This is a genomic window from Cupriavidus sp. 2SB (genome assembly GCF_005503625.1).
Classification (GTDB): domain Bacteria; phylum Pseudomonadota; class Gammaproteobacteria; order Burkholderiales; family Burkholderiaceae; genus Cupriavidus.
The window spans coordinates 163,291-178,036 of sequence record NZ_SCMX01000001.1 but is presented as its reverse complement, the minus strand read 5'-3'; the positions used below and the strand labels follow the sequence as shown (position 1 = coordinate 178,036).

The following is a 14,746-nucleotide window of genomic DNA, read 5'->3' as shown; positions in this document are numbered from 1 at the left end:
CCATGCAATTCGAGTACTCGCCGAAGGTCAAGGAGATGCAGGCCAGGCTGCTGGCGTTCTTTGACCAGCACATCTACCCGAACGAAAAGCGCTTCTATGCCGAAGTGCAGGCCAACCGCGAGGCCGGCAATGCGTGGATTCCGACCAAGGTGGTGGAAGAACTGAAGCCGCTGGCACGCGAAGCCGGTCTCTGGAACCTGTTCCTGCCGCGCTCCAAGCGTGCACCGGAAGGGCTCTCCAACCTCGAATACGCGCCGATGTGCGAGATCATGGGCCGGGTGCCCTGGTCCGCCGAAGTGTTCAACTGCGCCGCGCCGGACACCGGCAACATGGAAACGCTGGAGCGCTACGCTTCGGAAGCCCTCAAGGACCAATGGCTGGAACCGCTGCTGCGCGGCGAGATCCGCTCGGCCTTCCTGATGACCGAGCCGGCCGTGGCCTCGTCCGATGCCACCAACATCGAATGCCGCATCGAGCGTGACGGTGACCACTATGTGATCAACGGTACCAAGTGGTGGTCGTCGGGTGCAGGCGATCCGCGCTGCAAGGTCTACATCGTGATGGGCAAGACCGATCCCGAGGCAGGCCGCCACGAACAGCAATCGATGATCGTGGTGCCGGCCGACACGCCGGGCATCACCATCAAGCGCTTCCTGCCCGTGTTCGGCTACGACGACGCGCCGCACGGCCACATGGAAATCGAACTCAAGAACGTGCGCGTGCCGGTGGGCAACATCCTGCTGGGTGAAGGTCGCGGCTTCGAGATCGCACAAGGTCGCCTCGGGCCGGGCCGCATTCACCACTGCATGCGCAGCGTTGGCGTGGCCGAGCGTGCGCTGGAACTGATGTGCAAGCGCAGCCTGGAGCGCGTAGCGTTCGGCAAGCAGATCGCCCGTCATGGCGTGACGCAGGAACGCATCGCCGAAGCCCGGTGCGATATCGAAATGGCACGACTGCTGACGCTGAAAGCCGCGTACATGATGGATACCGTCGGCAACAAGGTGGCCAAGGCCGAGATCGCGATGATCAAGGTGGTGGCACCGAACGTGGCGCTGCGCGTCATCGACTGGGCCATTCAGGTGTACGGCGCGGCTGGCGTGTCGAACGACTTCCCGCTGGCAAACTGGTGGGCGCACCAGCGCACGCTGCGCCTGGCCGATGGTCCTGACGAAGTGCACCGCAACGCCATCGCCAAGCTCGAACTGGCCAAGCACATGAACCTGAATCCGGACAGCATCCAGATGCCGGTGACGCGCGGTTCGTGATGGCTTCTTGATGTAGCGATACGCGCAAGTCAAAGGCCCGACGGCACTTCCCGTCGGGCTTTTTTCATTGTGGCGTCGGCCTTGCCGCACGCGGCCTTCAGGGATCATGCACCGCCAGCAAGGTTATTCCTTCTGTGCTTAAATGCCTCGGCCCAAACCCCAACCATCCACGGAGCGCGTTGCAAATGATCGACGTCTATTCCTGGGCCACGCCCAACGGTCACAAGGTTCACATCATGCTCGAGGAATGTGGTCTCGAGTACCGGGTGCATCCGATCAACATCGGCGCCGGCGACCAGTTCGGCGAGGACTTCCTTCGCATCAGCCCGAACAACAAGATTCCAGCCATTGTCGATAGCGACGGCCCCGACGGCGAGCCGATCTCCCTGTTCGAATCCGGCGCGATCCTGCTATACCTCGCCAGCAAGACCGGAAAGTTCCTGCCCGAAGATGTGCGCGGCAAATATGACGCGCTGCAGTGGCTGATGTTCCAGATGGGCGGTGTGGGTCCGATGCTGGGCCAGGCGCATCATTTCCGCATCTACGCGCCCGAAAAAATCGAGTACGCCGTGAATCGCTACACCAACGAGGCGAAGCGTCTCTATGGCGTGATCGGCAAGCAGTTGTCCAATCATGCATGGCTGGCCGGCGACAGCTATTCGATCGCGGATATCGCAACGTTCCCATGGCTGCGCAGCTGGCAGAACCAGGGCGTGGAACTCTCCGACTATCCGCATCTGAAGCGCTGGTTCGACGAGATCGCGGCCCGCCCTGCCGTGCAACGTGGCGTCGAGGTACTGGCGAAAGAGCGCAAGCCGCTGCACACCGACCGCGAACGGGAAATCCTGTTTGGTGCCACGCAGTACCAGCGACGCTGACCGCGAGGCCGGAACCGTCAGGCAACGGCGTGCATCAACTGCGGAGCGGACATCGGCCGGACTTGCCTGGCGCGCGCGCGCGCGGGGCTGGCCGCCGATCCGCGATGGCAGCACAGCAGGCCGGTTCCGGGCAGCAGCGCGTCGATGCAATACTCCTCGCCGGGAGCCGGGGCAAAGCTCATGCCGGCCTGCAGCAGGATCGTGGCCAGTCCATCGGGCATGGTCGGGTCGCGCCATTGCAGGCTCAGCGCGCCGTGATGGCAGGCCGCCCAGCACAGCCCGACCGCGTCGAAGTGCTGTGCCCAGTTCGGTTCGCCAGGCTCGATAGCCAGGAACTCGCCACGTCCGGACACGTCTTCTTCGGCGATGCGGCGTTTCAACGCAATGGTCCTGCCGATCACGCTATCGACCACGGTATGGAGCACCAACGACCGCCCCGGTTCCGGCACGAAGACATCGCCGCTGGTCAGGACGGCCAGTTCAAGGCCACCGTCGAGCACGCGGACACCGCCCTGCATGCAGGCGAGCCACTGCGGACGCTCCAGTTGCGGAATCCGATAGCGCGTGGACCCTTGTACCGGCACCGTTTCGGAGACGTGACCAAGCCCGGCCGTTGCCGGAATGACACATATCCGCCGGGATAGGTTTGTTGTAATTGGTGTGATTTCGCACGGCAAGGCACTGCGCGTACGGAGGGTCGAAGACGTGAAAACCTGCATGGCATTCCCTCGAAACGGAGCATGGGACGCAGAAGGTCCCGGAATGCGCAATGGAAGGCGTGATGCGGCTCTCCGCCCGACATCCACTACGCGACTGCCCCGATTCAGTACGACGTGAGACATCGTACCGGCCATCTCTGGTGCCGCACCCATGGCGGGCGCATCCCTTAATATGCGGATCTGGCACCGATAGAACGACGAACTATAAGTTGTCGTTGCCTATAGGTCAAACCCTTAGGCTCGTCCAACTTAGAGACTTAATATCCACACAGCAGCACTATGACAGCAGACCCACTCAAGCTGTTTGGCCGACATCTGACCTGGCTGCGCAAGCAGCGCGGCTGGTCGCAGGAGGCGCTGTCGCTGGAAAGCGGCCTTGCCCGATCCTACCTCAGCGGCATCGAGCGCGGCACGCGCAATGTTGCGCTATATAACATCTGTACCCTGGCAGACACGCTCGGCGTTGCGCCCAACGATATGCTTGACTTTATCAAGCATCGTGAGGAAAGCGCAACAGAGCCGCCGCGCTCGCCGTTCGACGCGGAGCAGTCTCCCTCGGTACAGGCCACGCTGCGCTACATGTCCGAGCTCAACGACGTGGATCGCGACGTCGTGGCTGGCGTGGCGCGTGCGCTGGCACGCCGCCACGTTCGATAGACTGCCCGGGCGGGTCCGGGCAAGCCTCAGACGCCGAGTTGCTCAGACGTCGAGCATGCCCTGCCGCTCGATGAAGGCGATGATCTCGTCGAGGCCCTGACCCGACTTGACACTGCCCATCACGAACGGACGCTCGCCGCGCATCTTGCGCGTATCGCTCTCCATGATCTCCAGGTTCGCGCCGACGTACGGCGCGAGGTCGGTCTTGTTGACCACCAGCAGATCAGATTTCGTGATGCCAGGCCCGCCCTTGCGCGGGATCTTCTCGCCGCCGGCTACATCAATCACGTAGATCGTCAGGTCCGACAGTTCCGGACTGAACGTGGCGGCAAGGTTGTCACCGCCGGATTCGATAAAGACCACATCGGCATCCGGAAACTTCGCCAGCATGCGATCCACCGCTTCCAGGTTGATCGACGCATCCTCGCGAATCGCCGTATGCGGGCAACCGCCCGTCTCCACACCCATGATCCGCTCGGCCGGCAACGCGCCAGAGACCGTCAGCAGGCGCTGGTCTTCCTTCGTATAGATATCGTTGGTGATTGCCACCAGGTCATAGAGCTCGCGCATGGCCTTGCAGAGCATCTCCAACAGGGTGGTCTTACCGGAGCCCACCGGGCCGCCCACGCCAACGCGCAGCGGAGGATTCTTCTTGGTTCGGGTCATGATGAGAGTCGAGTGATCAGGATCGGAACAGCCGGAAGTACTGCGTCTCGTGTCTGGCGGACAGCAGGCCCAGCATCGGGGAAAACGTCGAGAGTTGCGGCGGCTGTGCGTCGGTGCGGCGCTGCGCTTCGTCAACGGCATCGAACACCGCAGCATGCAGCCCGCGCAGCATGCGCTGCCCGGCCGCCTGCCCCAGCGGCACGGCCTTGATTGCCGCAGCCACCTGGTTCTCGGCCCAGTTGAAGGCATAGGCCCCCAGGCCATCGCGCTCGTCGATGGCGAGTGCCACGCACGCGGCGGTGAATGCGGTGGGCAGGCACAGCGGCGACATCGCCTGCAATGCCTGACGCATGGCGTCGTCGCCCCACTCCATCTGCGCGATCAACTTCGCCAGCGACCAACCCATCTGCTCCGTCTCCAGCCGCAACTCGGACGTCTCGCGTGTGGCGTGGAACCAGTCGTTCCACTTGGCCACGGATGCGTAGTCATTGCTCGCCCATGCGCGATGCAGCAGCAGCCAGATGGGCGCTTCGCACTGGGCTTGGACGTGGGTGAGGTTGTCGTGAATCCACTCGCTCGCGCTATCGGCGTCTTTCACCAGTCCGCAGTCGATGGCGGCCTCCAGGCCTTGGGAATAGCTGAAGCCGCCGATGGGGAGGGCTGGGGAGGCGAGGTGGAGGAGGGAGATGAGTTGGCTTAATGCAGTCATGGAACTCGCCTCGATTTGACGCGCCGGCCCTCTCCCCCTGCCCCTCTCCCGGAGGGAGAGGGGAGAACACAATCGGCTTGCTCCCCTCTCCCGCGTGCGGGAGAGGGGTTGGGGGAGAGGGCAGGCGGTTCAACAAGCCCTTTCGCCAGAACTGTCAATCGAATCGCCTCCAGCACACCATCCGTTTCTTCATGCACCTGGTTGTTCCAGAATCGCAGCACCGTATAACCCTGCGCTTCCAGCCACTGGTCGCGATCGAAGTCGCTGAGGGAACCATGTTGACCGCCATCGGCTTCGACGATCAGCTTGTATTCCATGCAGAGGAAATCGGCGATGTAAGGGCCGATTGGCATCTGGCGTTTGAACTTCAGGCCGAGGAAGCGATGCGCGCGCAGGTGATACCAGAGGCGCTGTTCGGCTGTGGTTTGATTCGATCGGAGCTGACGAATGAATTCGTGGTGAGTCAGGCGCCGGCCCTCTCCCCCTGCCCCTCTCCCAGAGGGAGAGGGGAGCAAACCATCGGTGTTCTCCCCTCTCCCGCGTGCGGGAGAGGGGTTGGGGGAGAGGGTCAGCGGTTCAATCATCGTGAGGTCACATCAGTGCTTGTGCCCACAGTGTTCCCCATGCACATGCCCGTCCCCATGATCGTGATCATGCCCATGATGATGCTCGTGAAACACTGCCTGCGCCACTGCATAGTCTTCCGCAAACGTCGCATCATGCCCATGCTTGTGCCCGCCGCCATACGCACCGGCTTCCGGCTCGAACGGTGCATCCTCACGCGTGGTCTGCACGCCTAGTCGCGCGAGCATGTCCGCCAGCACCGGGTCATACTCCAGCCGCAGATAATCGCGTCCAATCTCCACCGGCGTATGCCGATTACCGAGGTGATAGGCCGCGCGCATCAATGCGAGCGGATCGCTTGCGGACACCTGCAGTACCGCTTCCGCAGCGGCCTGCACTTCGATGAACGTACCGTCTTCTGCTACCAGCAGATCTCCGCCGCGCAACACGGTGCCGCGTGGCAGGAACAATGCGGCTTCCGCGCCGTTGTCGAGCACTGCGCGCAGGCGGCTCTTGCTGCGGTCGCCGAATGGCAGGACGAGCTTGGGTGCGCGGCGCACCAGCACGGGCGCGATGCCGTGCGGCGCGGGCAGGACTTTATCGATCTTGATCACGGGTCAGAACAGGAAATAGCGCTGCGCCATCGGCAGCACGGTGGCGGGCTCGCACATCAGCAACTGACCATCGGCCACGACCTGATAGGTCTCCGGGTCGACGGTGACGTTCGGCTGCCAGTCATTGTGGATCATGTCGCGCTTGCTCACGGTACGCGTGCCGCGCACGGTTGCCAATGTTTTCGCCAATCCATAGCGTCCACCCACGTCGGCCGCCATGGCCGACTGCGACACGAACGTCAGCGACGACTTCGGCAACGCACCACCCGCCGAGGCAAACATCGGGCGGTAATGCACAGGCTGCGGCGTCGGAATCGATGCATTGGGATCACCCATCGCCGCCGCAGCAATCATGCCGCCCTTCAAGATCAGGCTCGGCTTCACGCCGAAGAACGCGGGACGCCACAACACCAGATCGGCCCACTTGCCAACTTCGATCGAACCCACTTCATGCGCGATGCCGTGCGTCAGCGCTGGATTAATCGTGTACTTGGCGATATAGCGCTTCACGCGGAAGTTGTCGTGACCACCGCGCGCATCGTGCGGATCGCCGGGCAGCTTGCCACGTTGCGCCGCCATCTTGTGCGCGGTCTGCCAGGTGCGGATGATCACCTCGCCCACGCGGCCCATGGCCTGCGAATCGCTCGAGATCATCGAGAACGCGCCGAGGTCATGCAGGATGTCTTCGGCGGCGATCGTCTCGCGCCGGATGCGGGATTCGGCAAAGGCGATGTCCTCGGCAATCGACGGGTCCAGGTGATGGCACACCATCAGCATGTCCAGGTGCTCGTCCAGCGTGTTGACCGTGTACGGGCGCGTGGGATTGGTCGATGACGGCAGCACGTTGGCTTCGCCGCACACCTTGATGATGTCCGGCGCGTGGCCGCCGCCCGCCCCTTCCGTGTGATACGTATGGATCGTGCGGCCTTTGAACGCGGCAATCGTCGCCTCGACGAAACCGCCTTCGTTCAGCGTATCGGTGTGAATCGCCACCTGCGTGTCGGTGTCATCGGCAACCGAGAGACACGTATCGATGGCCTGCGGCGTGGTGCCCCAGTCCTCATGCAGCTTCAGGCCGATAGCGCCCGCTTCCACCTGTTCCGTCAGCGGACCCGGCTGGCTCGCATTGCCTTTGCCCAGGAAGCCGATGTTCATCGGATAGGCATCGGCCGCCTGCAGCATGCGCTCCATGTACCAGGGGCCTGGCGTCACCGTGGTGGCGAATGTGCCTGTGGCGGGGCCAGTACCACCGCCGATCATCGTCGTCACGCCGCTCATCAGCGCTTCGTCAATCTGCTGCGGGCAGATGAAGTGGATGTGCGTGTCGATGCCGCCCGCCGTGACGATCATGCCTTCACCGGCAATCACCTCGGTGCCCGGTCCCACGACAATCGTCACGCCCGGCTGGATATCCGGATTACCAGCCTTGCCGATCCCCGCGATGCGTCCGTGCTTGAGGCCGATATCGGCCTTGACGATGCCCCAGTGATCGATGATCAGCGCATTGGTGATGACGGTGTCCACGCAGTCCTTGGACATGCGCTGGCTCTGCCCCATGCCGTCGCGAATCACCTTGCCGCCGCCGAACTTCACCTCCTCGCCGTAGATCGTGAAATCCTTCTCGACCTCTACGACCAGTCCCGTATCCGCCAGACGCAAACGATCGCCCGTGGTGGGGCCGAACATCTCGGCATAGGCTTGCCGCGAAATCTTCACGCTCATCACAGCGCTCCCATGATCTTGCCGTTGAAGCCGTAGACGATGCGGTCACCGTCCAGCGCCACCAGTTGCACCGTGCGCGACTGGCCCGGCTCGAAACGCACCGCCGTGCCTGCTGCGATATCGAGCCGGAAACCGCGCGCCGTTTCGCGATCGAAAGACAGCGCGGGATTGGTTTCGTAAAAGTGGAAGTGCGAGCCCACCTGCACCGGACGGTCGCCGGTATTGGCAACGGTCACGCTGACCGTCGCGCGCCCCAAGTTCAGCTCGATCTCGCCGTCCATCGGCATCAGTTCACCGGGAATCATCGCCATGCTCCTTGTGCGTGGATTGGCCGTTCAGGCCACGAGCAGGCCGACGCCATACAGCGCCACGCCCGCACCCGCCACGCGTGCGATCCAGCCCGCATGACGACGCAGGAACGCGCCCGCGCCGATACCCATCACGTGTAGCGTCATCGTGCTCACGGCGAAGCCGCCGACGTAGGCCAGCACTGCCGGCAGTGCCTCCGCCGTAGCGGGCAGTTCGGCACCATGTGCATACCCATGGAACAGCGCGAAGCCGCCGACGATGGCCATGCCCGCCATCGCGGACAACTTCGCGCGTGCCGCCACCAACAGGCCGATCACCAGCAGCGATGCGGCAATCATCGGCTCCACGGCCGGCAGCGTCACGCCACCGAGACCGAGCGCGGCGCCAACCAGCATCATCGCGACGAACGCGAACGGCAGTCGCAGCAGATCCATCTTCGATGTGCTGTTATCGAACGATCCCTTCGGCGATGCAGCCAGGGCGCTCCACACGCCCACGGCGGCCATCGCCAGCAAGTGGTCGGCACCCGTGAACGGATGCGCGAGGCCCGCGAACAGGCTGGCGCTAACGGTGGCGCCATCATGGCCTGGATGGGCGAAGGCCGATGCAGTAGCGAGAGTCAGCGTGGCGCCTGCGGTCAGGTGCGAAAAAATCCGGCGCGAGGAAAGCATGCGGTGCATAGGGTTCAACCTCTTCTTGTTGGATGCGGTTCAGATAATCGGACAGTCGATCAATCAGACAATCGGGTGATGCACGGTGACGAGCTTGGTGCCGTCCGGGAACGTGGCTTCCACCTGGATTTCGGGAATCATTTCCGCCACGCCATCCATGACGTCTTCGAGCGCCAGCACCTTGGTGCCTTCGTGCATCAACTCGGCCACGGTGCGACCATCACGTGCGCCTTCCATGATCGCGGCGGTAATCAGCGCAATGGCTTCGGGATAGTTGAGCTTGAGTCCGCGCGCGCGGCGGCGTTCGGCCAGCAGCGCAGCGGTGAAAATCAGCAGCTTGTCTTTCTCGCGTGGCGTCAGTTCCATATCGGCTTCCGTTCGAGTGTTCTTGTTGTTTGCTTGTTTGGGGCTTCGTCGTGTTCAGGTGGCCCAAAGCCGCAGCGGCCGTGCAGGCACGCCGTGGATCGGCATGCGCAGCATTTGCCAGCTATCGATCATCAGATTTCGCACCGCTTCCATGTCGCGTCCCAGCACGCGCATCAGCAGCATCGGCATCGATGCGCCGCGTGCTGCCAGGCAGGTAACACCGGCGCGCAGATCGGGGCGATATGGCAGGCGCTCGGCCAATGATTCGGCGAGGTCTTGCGTAGCGCCCTGTCCCACCGCCCACAGCGTGCCAAGGATCGGCAATCCATCCATACCCGCCACGGCGCCGCGCAGCGGCGATGCCGCATCGAAATGCGATTGCTCGATCCACAGCGGGTGTTCGACACCGCCGATCCGTGTATCGAGCCAGAGCGAGCCGCTGGCCCATCGCTCACCGGACGCCAGGCGTCCCAGCACGACGGCATCCCAGCCAATGGCACTACCGCCCTGCGCAACAGTCACGTCCGTGGCAATGCGCGCGCGGGCATCGTCAAAGACGATGTTCTCCTGCGGCAGCCAGTCGATCTTGCCGCCTTCGGCCACGTCGATGCGCACCTGCTGCGCCGCATCGCGTCCCGCCGACTTGTACCACTTGGTGGCACCGGGCGTCGCCAGCACGGCGTGCGCGTTGGTGCCGACTGCAATGTCGATATCGAGCAGGTCACCACCCGCCACGCCAGCCGGCGGATGCAGCACCACGCCATGGCAGATATCCCCTTCGGGATACAGCGGCTTCTGCACGCGTAGCGGCCCCTCATGGCGACGCTCGACCATGGCGGTCCGGCCCGCACGCACGGCAAAGCGCAGGCACAGGCTGGCGTGCCAGGCCGATGGCAAGGCGAGCGAAGAAGGAAAGTCAGGGTGACGCATGAAGGGGGGCGTGAGTGCGAGAAGATACGCCGAGGCGTTGGCGCAGATCATAGCGCGCAGCCGCCCTCACCGGAAGGTGGCTGTGCGCTGTTCGACCTTGTCGTGCCTACACCGCAATCAGCTCGCGTACGCCGTCCTGTTCCATCGTCGCGCCCGCGCCCTTTGCCACCACTTCGCCACGGCTCATCACCACGTAGTGATCGGCCAGATGGCGCGCAAATTCGTAGTACTGCTCCACCAGCAGCACGGTCATGCCGTACTCATCCACCAACAGACGCAGCGCACGGCCAATGTCCTGGATGATCGATGGCTGGATGCCTTCGGTGGGCTCATCCAGAATCAGCAGCTTGGGTTCGCTCATCAGCGCGCGGCCAATGGCGAGTTGCTGCTGCTGGCCACCCGAGAGGTCGCCGCCACGACGTTGCCGCATCGTGCGCAGCACCGGGAACAATTGATAGATGCGGTCCGGCACGCCATTGGGCTTGCCGCGGCTCGCCGCGCCGATCAGCAGGTTCTCCTCGACCGTGAGACGCGGAAAAATCTCGCGCCCCTGCGGCACATACGCGAGCCCCGCCGAAACACGTTCGTAAGGCGCCTTCTTCTCCAGCGCCTTGCCGTCCCAGCTCACGCTGCCGCTGCGCGTGGGCACTACGCCCATCAGGCATTTCAGCAGCGTGCTCTTGCCTACGCCATTGCGGCCCAGCAGTGTGGTCAGCTTGCCATGCGGTACGTCGAACGAGACGTTGCGCAGGATGTGGCTGCCGCCGTAGTACTGATTCAGTGCATTGACCTGCAGCATCGTTATCTTCCCAGGTAGGATTCGATCACGCGTTCATCGCGCTTCACCGCATCGAGCGTGCCTTCCGCCAGCAGGCTGCCTTCGGCGAGTACCGTGACCTTGCCTTTCTCGCCAGCCAGCGCAGCCACGAACTCCATGTCGTGCTCGACCACCATCATCGAGCAGCTGCCGCGCAGGCTGTTCAGCAGCCCCGCCAATTGCATCGTTTCCTCATCGGTCATGCCGGCCACGGGTTCATCGAGCAACAGCAACTGCGGTTGCTGCATCAGCAGCATGCCGATCTCCAGCCGCTGCTTCTGACCATGCGAGAGCAACCCAGCCGGACGATAGGCCTCGTCTTCCAGACCCGTCAGCGCCAGCGTTTCCTCGATACGGCGATGGCCCTCACCCGTCAATCGTGCGCGCAGCGACGACCACCAGCGCTTGTCGCCTTTCATCGCCAGTTCCAGGTTTTCCCACACCTCGTGTTGCTCGAACACGGTGGGCTTCTGGAACTTGCGCCCGATGCCGGTCTGCGCGATCTTCGGCTCGGTCATGCGCATCAGGTCGATGGTCTGGCCCAGGAACACGCGGCCCGTGACGTTGGCGTTGCGCGGCCCGGTCTTGCCGGTGATGACGTCCATCATCGTCGTCTTGCCGGCACCGTTCGGCCCGATCACGCAGCGCAGTTCGCCGTGATCGATCGACAGCGACAGCTTGTTCAGTGCGCGGAAGCCGTCGAACTGGACAGTCAGGTCTTCCACGTAGAGGATCGGTCCGTGCGTCGTGTCGATGACGCCCGGTTCGAGGATGCGGCCCAGCCCGGTGGCATCGCCGCTCTCCGCTTGCTCCACTCCCAACGCGGCGTTCATGCCTTGCTCCCTTGTTGCGGTGCTGGTACGGACGCATCCGTGTCCGCATCGATTGGCTTCGCAGGCTTGCGCATCGCGCGCAGGCGGCGGACCAGACCCACCACGCCATCGGGCAGGTACAGCGTCACGAGCACGAACATCGCCCCGAGCAGGAACAACCAGTATTCGGCGAAGTAAGCGGTGAACATCGTCTTGGCACCGTTGACCAGGAACGCTCCAATGATCGGACCAATCAGCGTGCCGCGTCCGCCCACCGCTACCCACACGGCCATCTCGATCGAATTGGCCGGAGACATTTCGCCCGGGTTGATGATGCCCACCTGCGGCACGTACAGCGCGCCAGCAATACCGCACAGCACTGCCGAGAACGTCCACACGAACAGCTTGTAGCCGAGCGGGTTATAGCCCGAGAACATCACGCGCATCTCCGCATCGCGCACGGCCGTGACCACGCGACCGAGCTTCGACGTCACGATGTAGCGGCACGCGATGAAGCCGCCGATCAGCGCGAGGAACGTCAGCACGAACAGCGCGGTACGCGTTTCCGGCGCTGCCACTGCATAACCCGCAATGCGCTTGAAGTCCGTGAAGCCGTTGTTGCCGCCGAAGCCCGTCTCGTTACGGAAGAACAGCAGCATCGCCGCATACGTGAGCGCCTGCGTGATGATCGACAGGTACACGCCCTTGATGCGCGAGCGGAACGCAAAGAAGCCGAACAGCCACGCCAGCACGCCCGGCACCAGCACCACGAGCAGCAGCGCGTAAGGCAGATGCTCGGTGCCATGCCAGAACCACGGCAGTTCCTTCCAGTCGAGGAACACCATGAAGTCGGGCAGGTCGCTCTTGTACACGCCTTCGCGGCCAATCGACCGCATCAGGTACATGCCCATCGCATAGCCGCCCAGCGCGAAGAACAAACCATGGCCGAGGCTCAGGATGCCGCAGTAACCCCACACGAGGTCGAGTGCGATGGCTGCCAGCGCAAAACACATGATCTTGCCGATCAGCGTCAACGCGTAGGCCGAGAGATGCAGCGGATGGCCTTCCGGCAGCATCAGCGCGCAGATGGGCACACCAATGCCGACGATGATCGTGAACGCCACCAGCAGCGTCCAGATGCGGCCAGAGAACAGGGGCTGGCGCTCGGGAACGGCGAGCCGGAACGCCTTGCCGGATTTCGATTGGAAACTGGACATGTCAGGCCTCCGCGCTGCGCCCTTTGAGCGCGAAAAGTCCTTGCGGGCGCTTCTGGATGAAGAGCACGATCAGCACGAGGACAAAGATCTTGGCCAGCACCGCGCCGTAGAACGGCTCGATGAACTTGTTGATGATGCCGAGGCCGAACGCGCCGACGATGGTGCCGGCCAACTGGCCTACCCCGCCGAGCACCACGACCATGAACGAGTCGATGATGTACGCCTGCCCCAGGTCCGGCCCCACGTTGCCGATCTGCGAGAGCGCGCATCCGCCCAGCCCTGCAATACCGGCACCGAACGCGAACGCGTAGCTGTCCACCTTCCACGTACGCACGCCCACGCAGGCGGCCATCGTGCGGTTCTGCGTCGTCGCACGCACGAACAGACCCAGACGCGTGCGATTCAGTACAGCCCACGCCACAGCGACCACGCCCAGCGCGAACAGGATGATGACCACGCGGTTGTACGGAATCACGAGACCAGCCATGGCCTCGAATCCGCCGCTCATCCACGAAGGATTCGCCACCTCAACGTTCTGCGCACCGAAGATCGTGCGCACGGACTGCTGCAACAGCAGGCTGATACCGAACGTGGCGAGCAGCGTTTCCAGTGGACGGCCATACAGATGGCGCAGCACGATGCGCTCGATCGCAAAGCCGACCAGACCGGCCGCCAGGAACGATGCCGGAAGCGCCGCCACCAGATACCAGCCGAATGCCTCGGTCGGCATGAAGGCACGGAACAGCGTCTGCACCACATAGGTGGCATAAGCGCCGATCATCAGGAACTCGCCGTGCGCCATGTTGATGACGCCGATCAGGCCATACGTGATCGCCAGGCCCAGTGCAGCGAGCAGCAGCACGCTGCCGAGGCTCAGGCCCGCGAACAGGTTGCCCACCACTTCCGCGCGACGCTCGTTGCTGCGCAACTGATCGAGCGCCTGCTGCGCGGCCACGCGTACGCCTTCGTCGGGCTCCTTGTACTTGCCCGCCTCGTCCTTCTCAACGAAGGGCGTCAGCTTCTGGCGTGATTGCGGATTGCTGTCGGCAGCCAGGATGCGAATGGCTTCGATGCGTGCATCGCGCGTGGCACCTGGACCTTCGGCCAGCACCGTGCTGGCCCAGATCACGTCAAGGCGCGCACGCAGGCCCGCATCGGCCTCGGCCTTGCGCGCCGCTTCCACCGCTTCACGCGTGGCGCTTTCCGGTTGATCGAACAGCGTGTTGATGGCCTGCGTCCGCACGGCGATATCGGGCGACTGCAGCAGCAGGCTGCTCGACGCGCTATCGACAATCGAGCGCAGGCTGTTGTTCAGTGTCAGGGACTCCAGCTCATCGGGCTTGACCGTGACCGGTTGCCCCGTGATGGCGTCGAGCGTTTTGTCACCCTCGGTACGCACCATGCCGACCGACGGTGCAAACTGCAGCGCATCGTCCTGCAGCGCTTTGAGAATCGGTCCGGCCTGCGCTGCCGGCGCCTGCGTGATCCTGGTCAGCGCGGCGGTCTTGGCGTCGAAGTCGTCTTCGGCCAGCGGTTTCAGGTCGGCCTGCGTCAGCGGCGTGGCCGCCCATAGTGGGGCAGCGGCCAGCAGCAGCACAGCGAACATGGCGCGCAGCCATGAACGGATGTCGGGTCGGTGCATTCAGGAGCCTGTTGATAGCGCGATATGTCGCGTCTTGTGTGTAGAAGATGTCCCGCAGCGGCGGTTTGCTCCCCTCTCCCGCGAGCGGGAGAGGGGTTGGGGGTGAGGGCATGGCGGTGCAAGCTGCCGATATCGCGTCTTGAACTGCTGGCCCTCACCCCCACCCCTCTCCCACTTCATGGGAGAGG

Annotated in this window: 17 protein-coding genes; 3 read left to right on the top strand and 14 right to left on the bottom strand. The window is 63.5% G+C overall.

Annotated elements, in window-relative coordinates:
• Positions 1–2: 2 nt before the first annotated feature.
• On the top strand, positions 3–1,265 hold the full coding sequence (locus FFS21_RS00905; protein WP_137923052.1) for an acyl-CoA dehydrogenase family protein: 1,263 nt from the start codon (positions 3–5) through the stop codon (positions 1,263–1,265).
• A gap of 185 nt (positions 1,266–1,450) precedes the next feature.
• Positions 1,451–2,143 carry a glutathione binding-like protein gene (locus tag FFS21_RS00900; RefSeq protein WP_137923051.1) on the top strand — a complete coding sequence of 231 codons (693 nt, stop codon included), beginning with the start codon at positions 1,451–1,453 and terminating at the stop codon, positions 2,141–2,143.
• A gap of 17 nt (positions 2,144–2,160) precedes the next feature.
• Here FFS21_RS00900 and FFS21_RS00895 read toward each other — a convergent pair whose 3' ends face one another.
• The gene (locus FFS21_RS00895; RefSeq protein WP_137923050.1) at positions 2,161–2,727 is read right to left on the bottom strand and encodes a hypothetical protein; all 567 of its coding nucleotides are present in this window, start codon (positions 2,725–2,727) and stop codon (positions 2,161–2,163) included.
• A 414-nt stretch (positions 2,728–3,141) separates the two neighbouring features.
• On the opposite strand from FFS21_RS00895, the gene FFS21_RS00890 reads away from it, so the two are divergent.
• Positions 3,142–3,519 carry a helix-turn-helix domain-containing protein gene (locus FFS21_RS00890; RefSeq protein ID WP_137923049.1) on the top strand — a complete coding sequence of 126 codons (378 nt, stop codon included), beginning with the start codon at positions 3,142–3,144 and terminating at the stop codon, positions 3,517–3,519.
• Between the two features lie 42 nt (positions 3,520–3,561).
• On the opposite strand, the gene ureG is transcribed toward FFS21_RS00890, so the two are convergent.
• The 13 genes from ureG to urtB all read right to left on the bottom strand — a co-directional run bounded on the left by ureG (position 3,562) and on the right by urtB (position 14,558).
• Entirely contained in the window at positions 3,562–4,185 is a 624-nt protein-coding gene (gene ureG, locus FFS21_RS00885) for an urease accessory protein UreG (RefSeq protein ID WP_137923048.1), read from the bottom strand.
• Between the two features lie 16 nt (positions 4,186–4,201).
• A complete protein-coding gene (locus tag FFS21_RS00880) occupies positions 4,202–4,894 on the bottom strand; it encodes an urease accessory protein UreF (protein WP_137923047.1) in 693 nt (230 codons plus the stop codon).
• Positions 4,891–5,478 carry an endonuclease domain-containing protein gene (locus tag FFS21_RS00875; protein ID WP_137923046.1) on the bottom strand — a complete coding sequence of 196 codons (588 nt, stop codon included), beginning with the start codon at positions 5,476–5,478 and terminating at the stop codon, positions 4,891–4,893. Before FFS21_RS00875 ends, FFS21_RS00880 begins: the two co-directional genes overlap by 4 nt.
• A gap of 12 nt (positions 5,479–5,490) precedes the next feature.
• Positions 5,491–6,072: an urease accessory protein UreE gene (gene ureE / locus FFS21_RS00870; RefSeq protein WP_137923045.1), complete on the bottom strand. Its 582-nt coding sequence runs from the start codon at positions 6,070–6,072 to the stop codon at positions 5,491–5,493.
• A 3-nt stretch (positions 6,073–6,075) separates the two neighbouring features.
• Positions 6,076–7,794, bottom strand: a complete 1,719-nt coding sequence (gene ureC, locus FFS21_RS00865) for an urease subunit alpha (RefSeq protein WP_137923044.1) — start codon at positions 7,792–7,794, stop codon at positions 6,076–6,078.
• A complete protein-coding gene (locus tag FFS21_RS00860; RefSeq protein ID WP_137923075.1) occupies positions 7,794–8,099 on the bottom strand; it encodes an urease subunit beta in 306 nt (101 codons plus the stop codon). Before FFS21_RS00860 ends, ureC begins: the two co-directional genes overlap by 1 nt.
• 30 nt (positions 8,100–8,129) lie before the next feature.
• On the bottom strand, positions 8,130–8,783 hold the full coding sequence (locus FFS21_RS00855) for a HupE/UreJ family protein (protein ID WP_137923043.1): 654 nt from the start codon (positions 8,781–8,783) through the stop codon (positions 8,130–8,132).
• Between the two features lie 54 nt (positions 8,784–8,837).
• On the bottom strand, positions 8,838–9,140 hold the full coding sequence (locus FFS21_RS00850; protein WP_137923042.1) for an urease subunit gamma: 303 nt from the start codon (positions 9,138–9,140) through the stop codon (positions 8,838–8,840).
• A 54-nt stretch (positions 9,141–9,194) separates the two neighbouring features.
• On the bottom strand, positions 9,195–10,070 hold the full coding sequence (locus FFS21_RS00845) for an urease accessory protein UreD (RefSeq protein WP_137923041.1): 876 nt from the start codon (positions 10,068–10,070) through the stop codon (positions 9,195–9,197).
• A 106-nt stretch (positions 10,071–10,176) separates the two neighbouring features.
• Complete coding sequence (gene urtE, locus FFS21_RS00840; RefSeq protein ID WP_137923040.1) at positions 10,177–10,869, bottom strand: urea ABC transporter ATP-binding subunit UrtE; 693 nt, start codon at positions 10,867–10,869, stop codon at positions 10,177–10,179.
• A gap of 2 nt (positions 10,870–10,871) precedes the next feature.
• Entirely contained in the window at positions 10,872–11,720 is an 849-nt protein-coding gene (gene urtD / locus FFS21_RS00835) for an urea ABC transporter ATP-binding protein UrtD (protein WP_137923039.1), read from the bottom strand.
• Positions 11,717–12,916, bottom strand: coding sequence for an urea ABC transporter permease subunit UrtC (gene urtC, locus FFS21_RS00830; protein WP_137923038.1), 1,200 nt, complete (start codon positions 12,914–12,916; stop codon positions 11,717–11,719). Before urtC ends, urtD begins: the two co-directional genes overlap by 4 nt.
• Before the next feature lies 1 nt (position 12,917).
• A complete protein-coding gene (urtB, locus tag FFS21_RS00825) occupies positions 12,918–14,558 on the bottom strand; it encodes an urea ABC transporter permease subunit UrtB (protein ID WP_137923037.1) in 1,641 nt (546 codons plus the stop codon).
• Between the last annotated feature and the right edge of the window lie 188 nt (positions 14,559–14,746).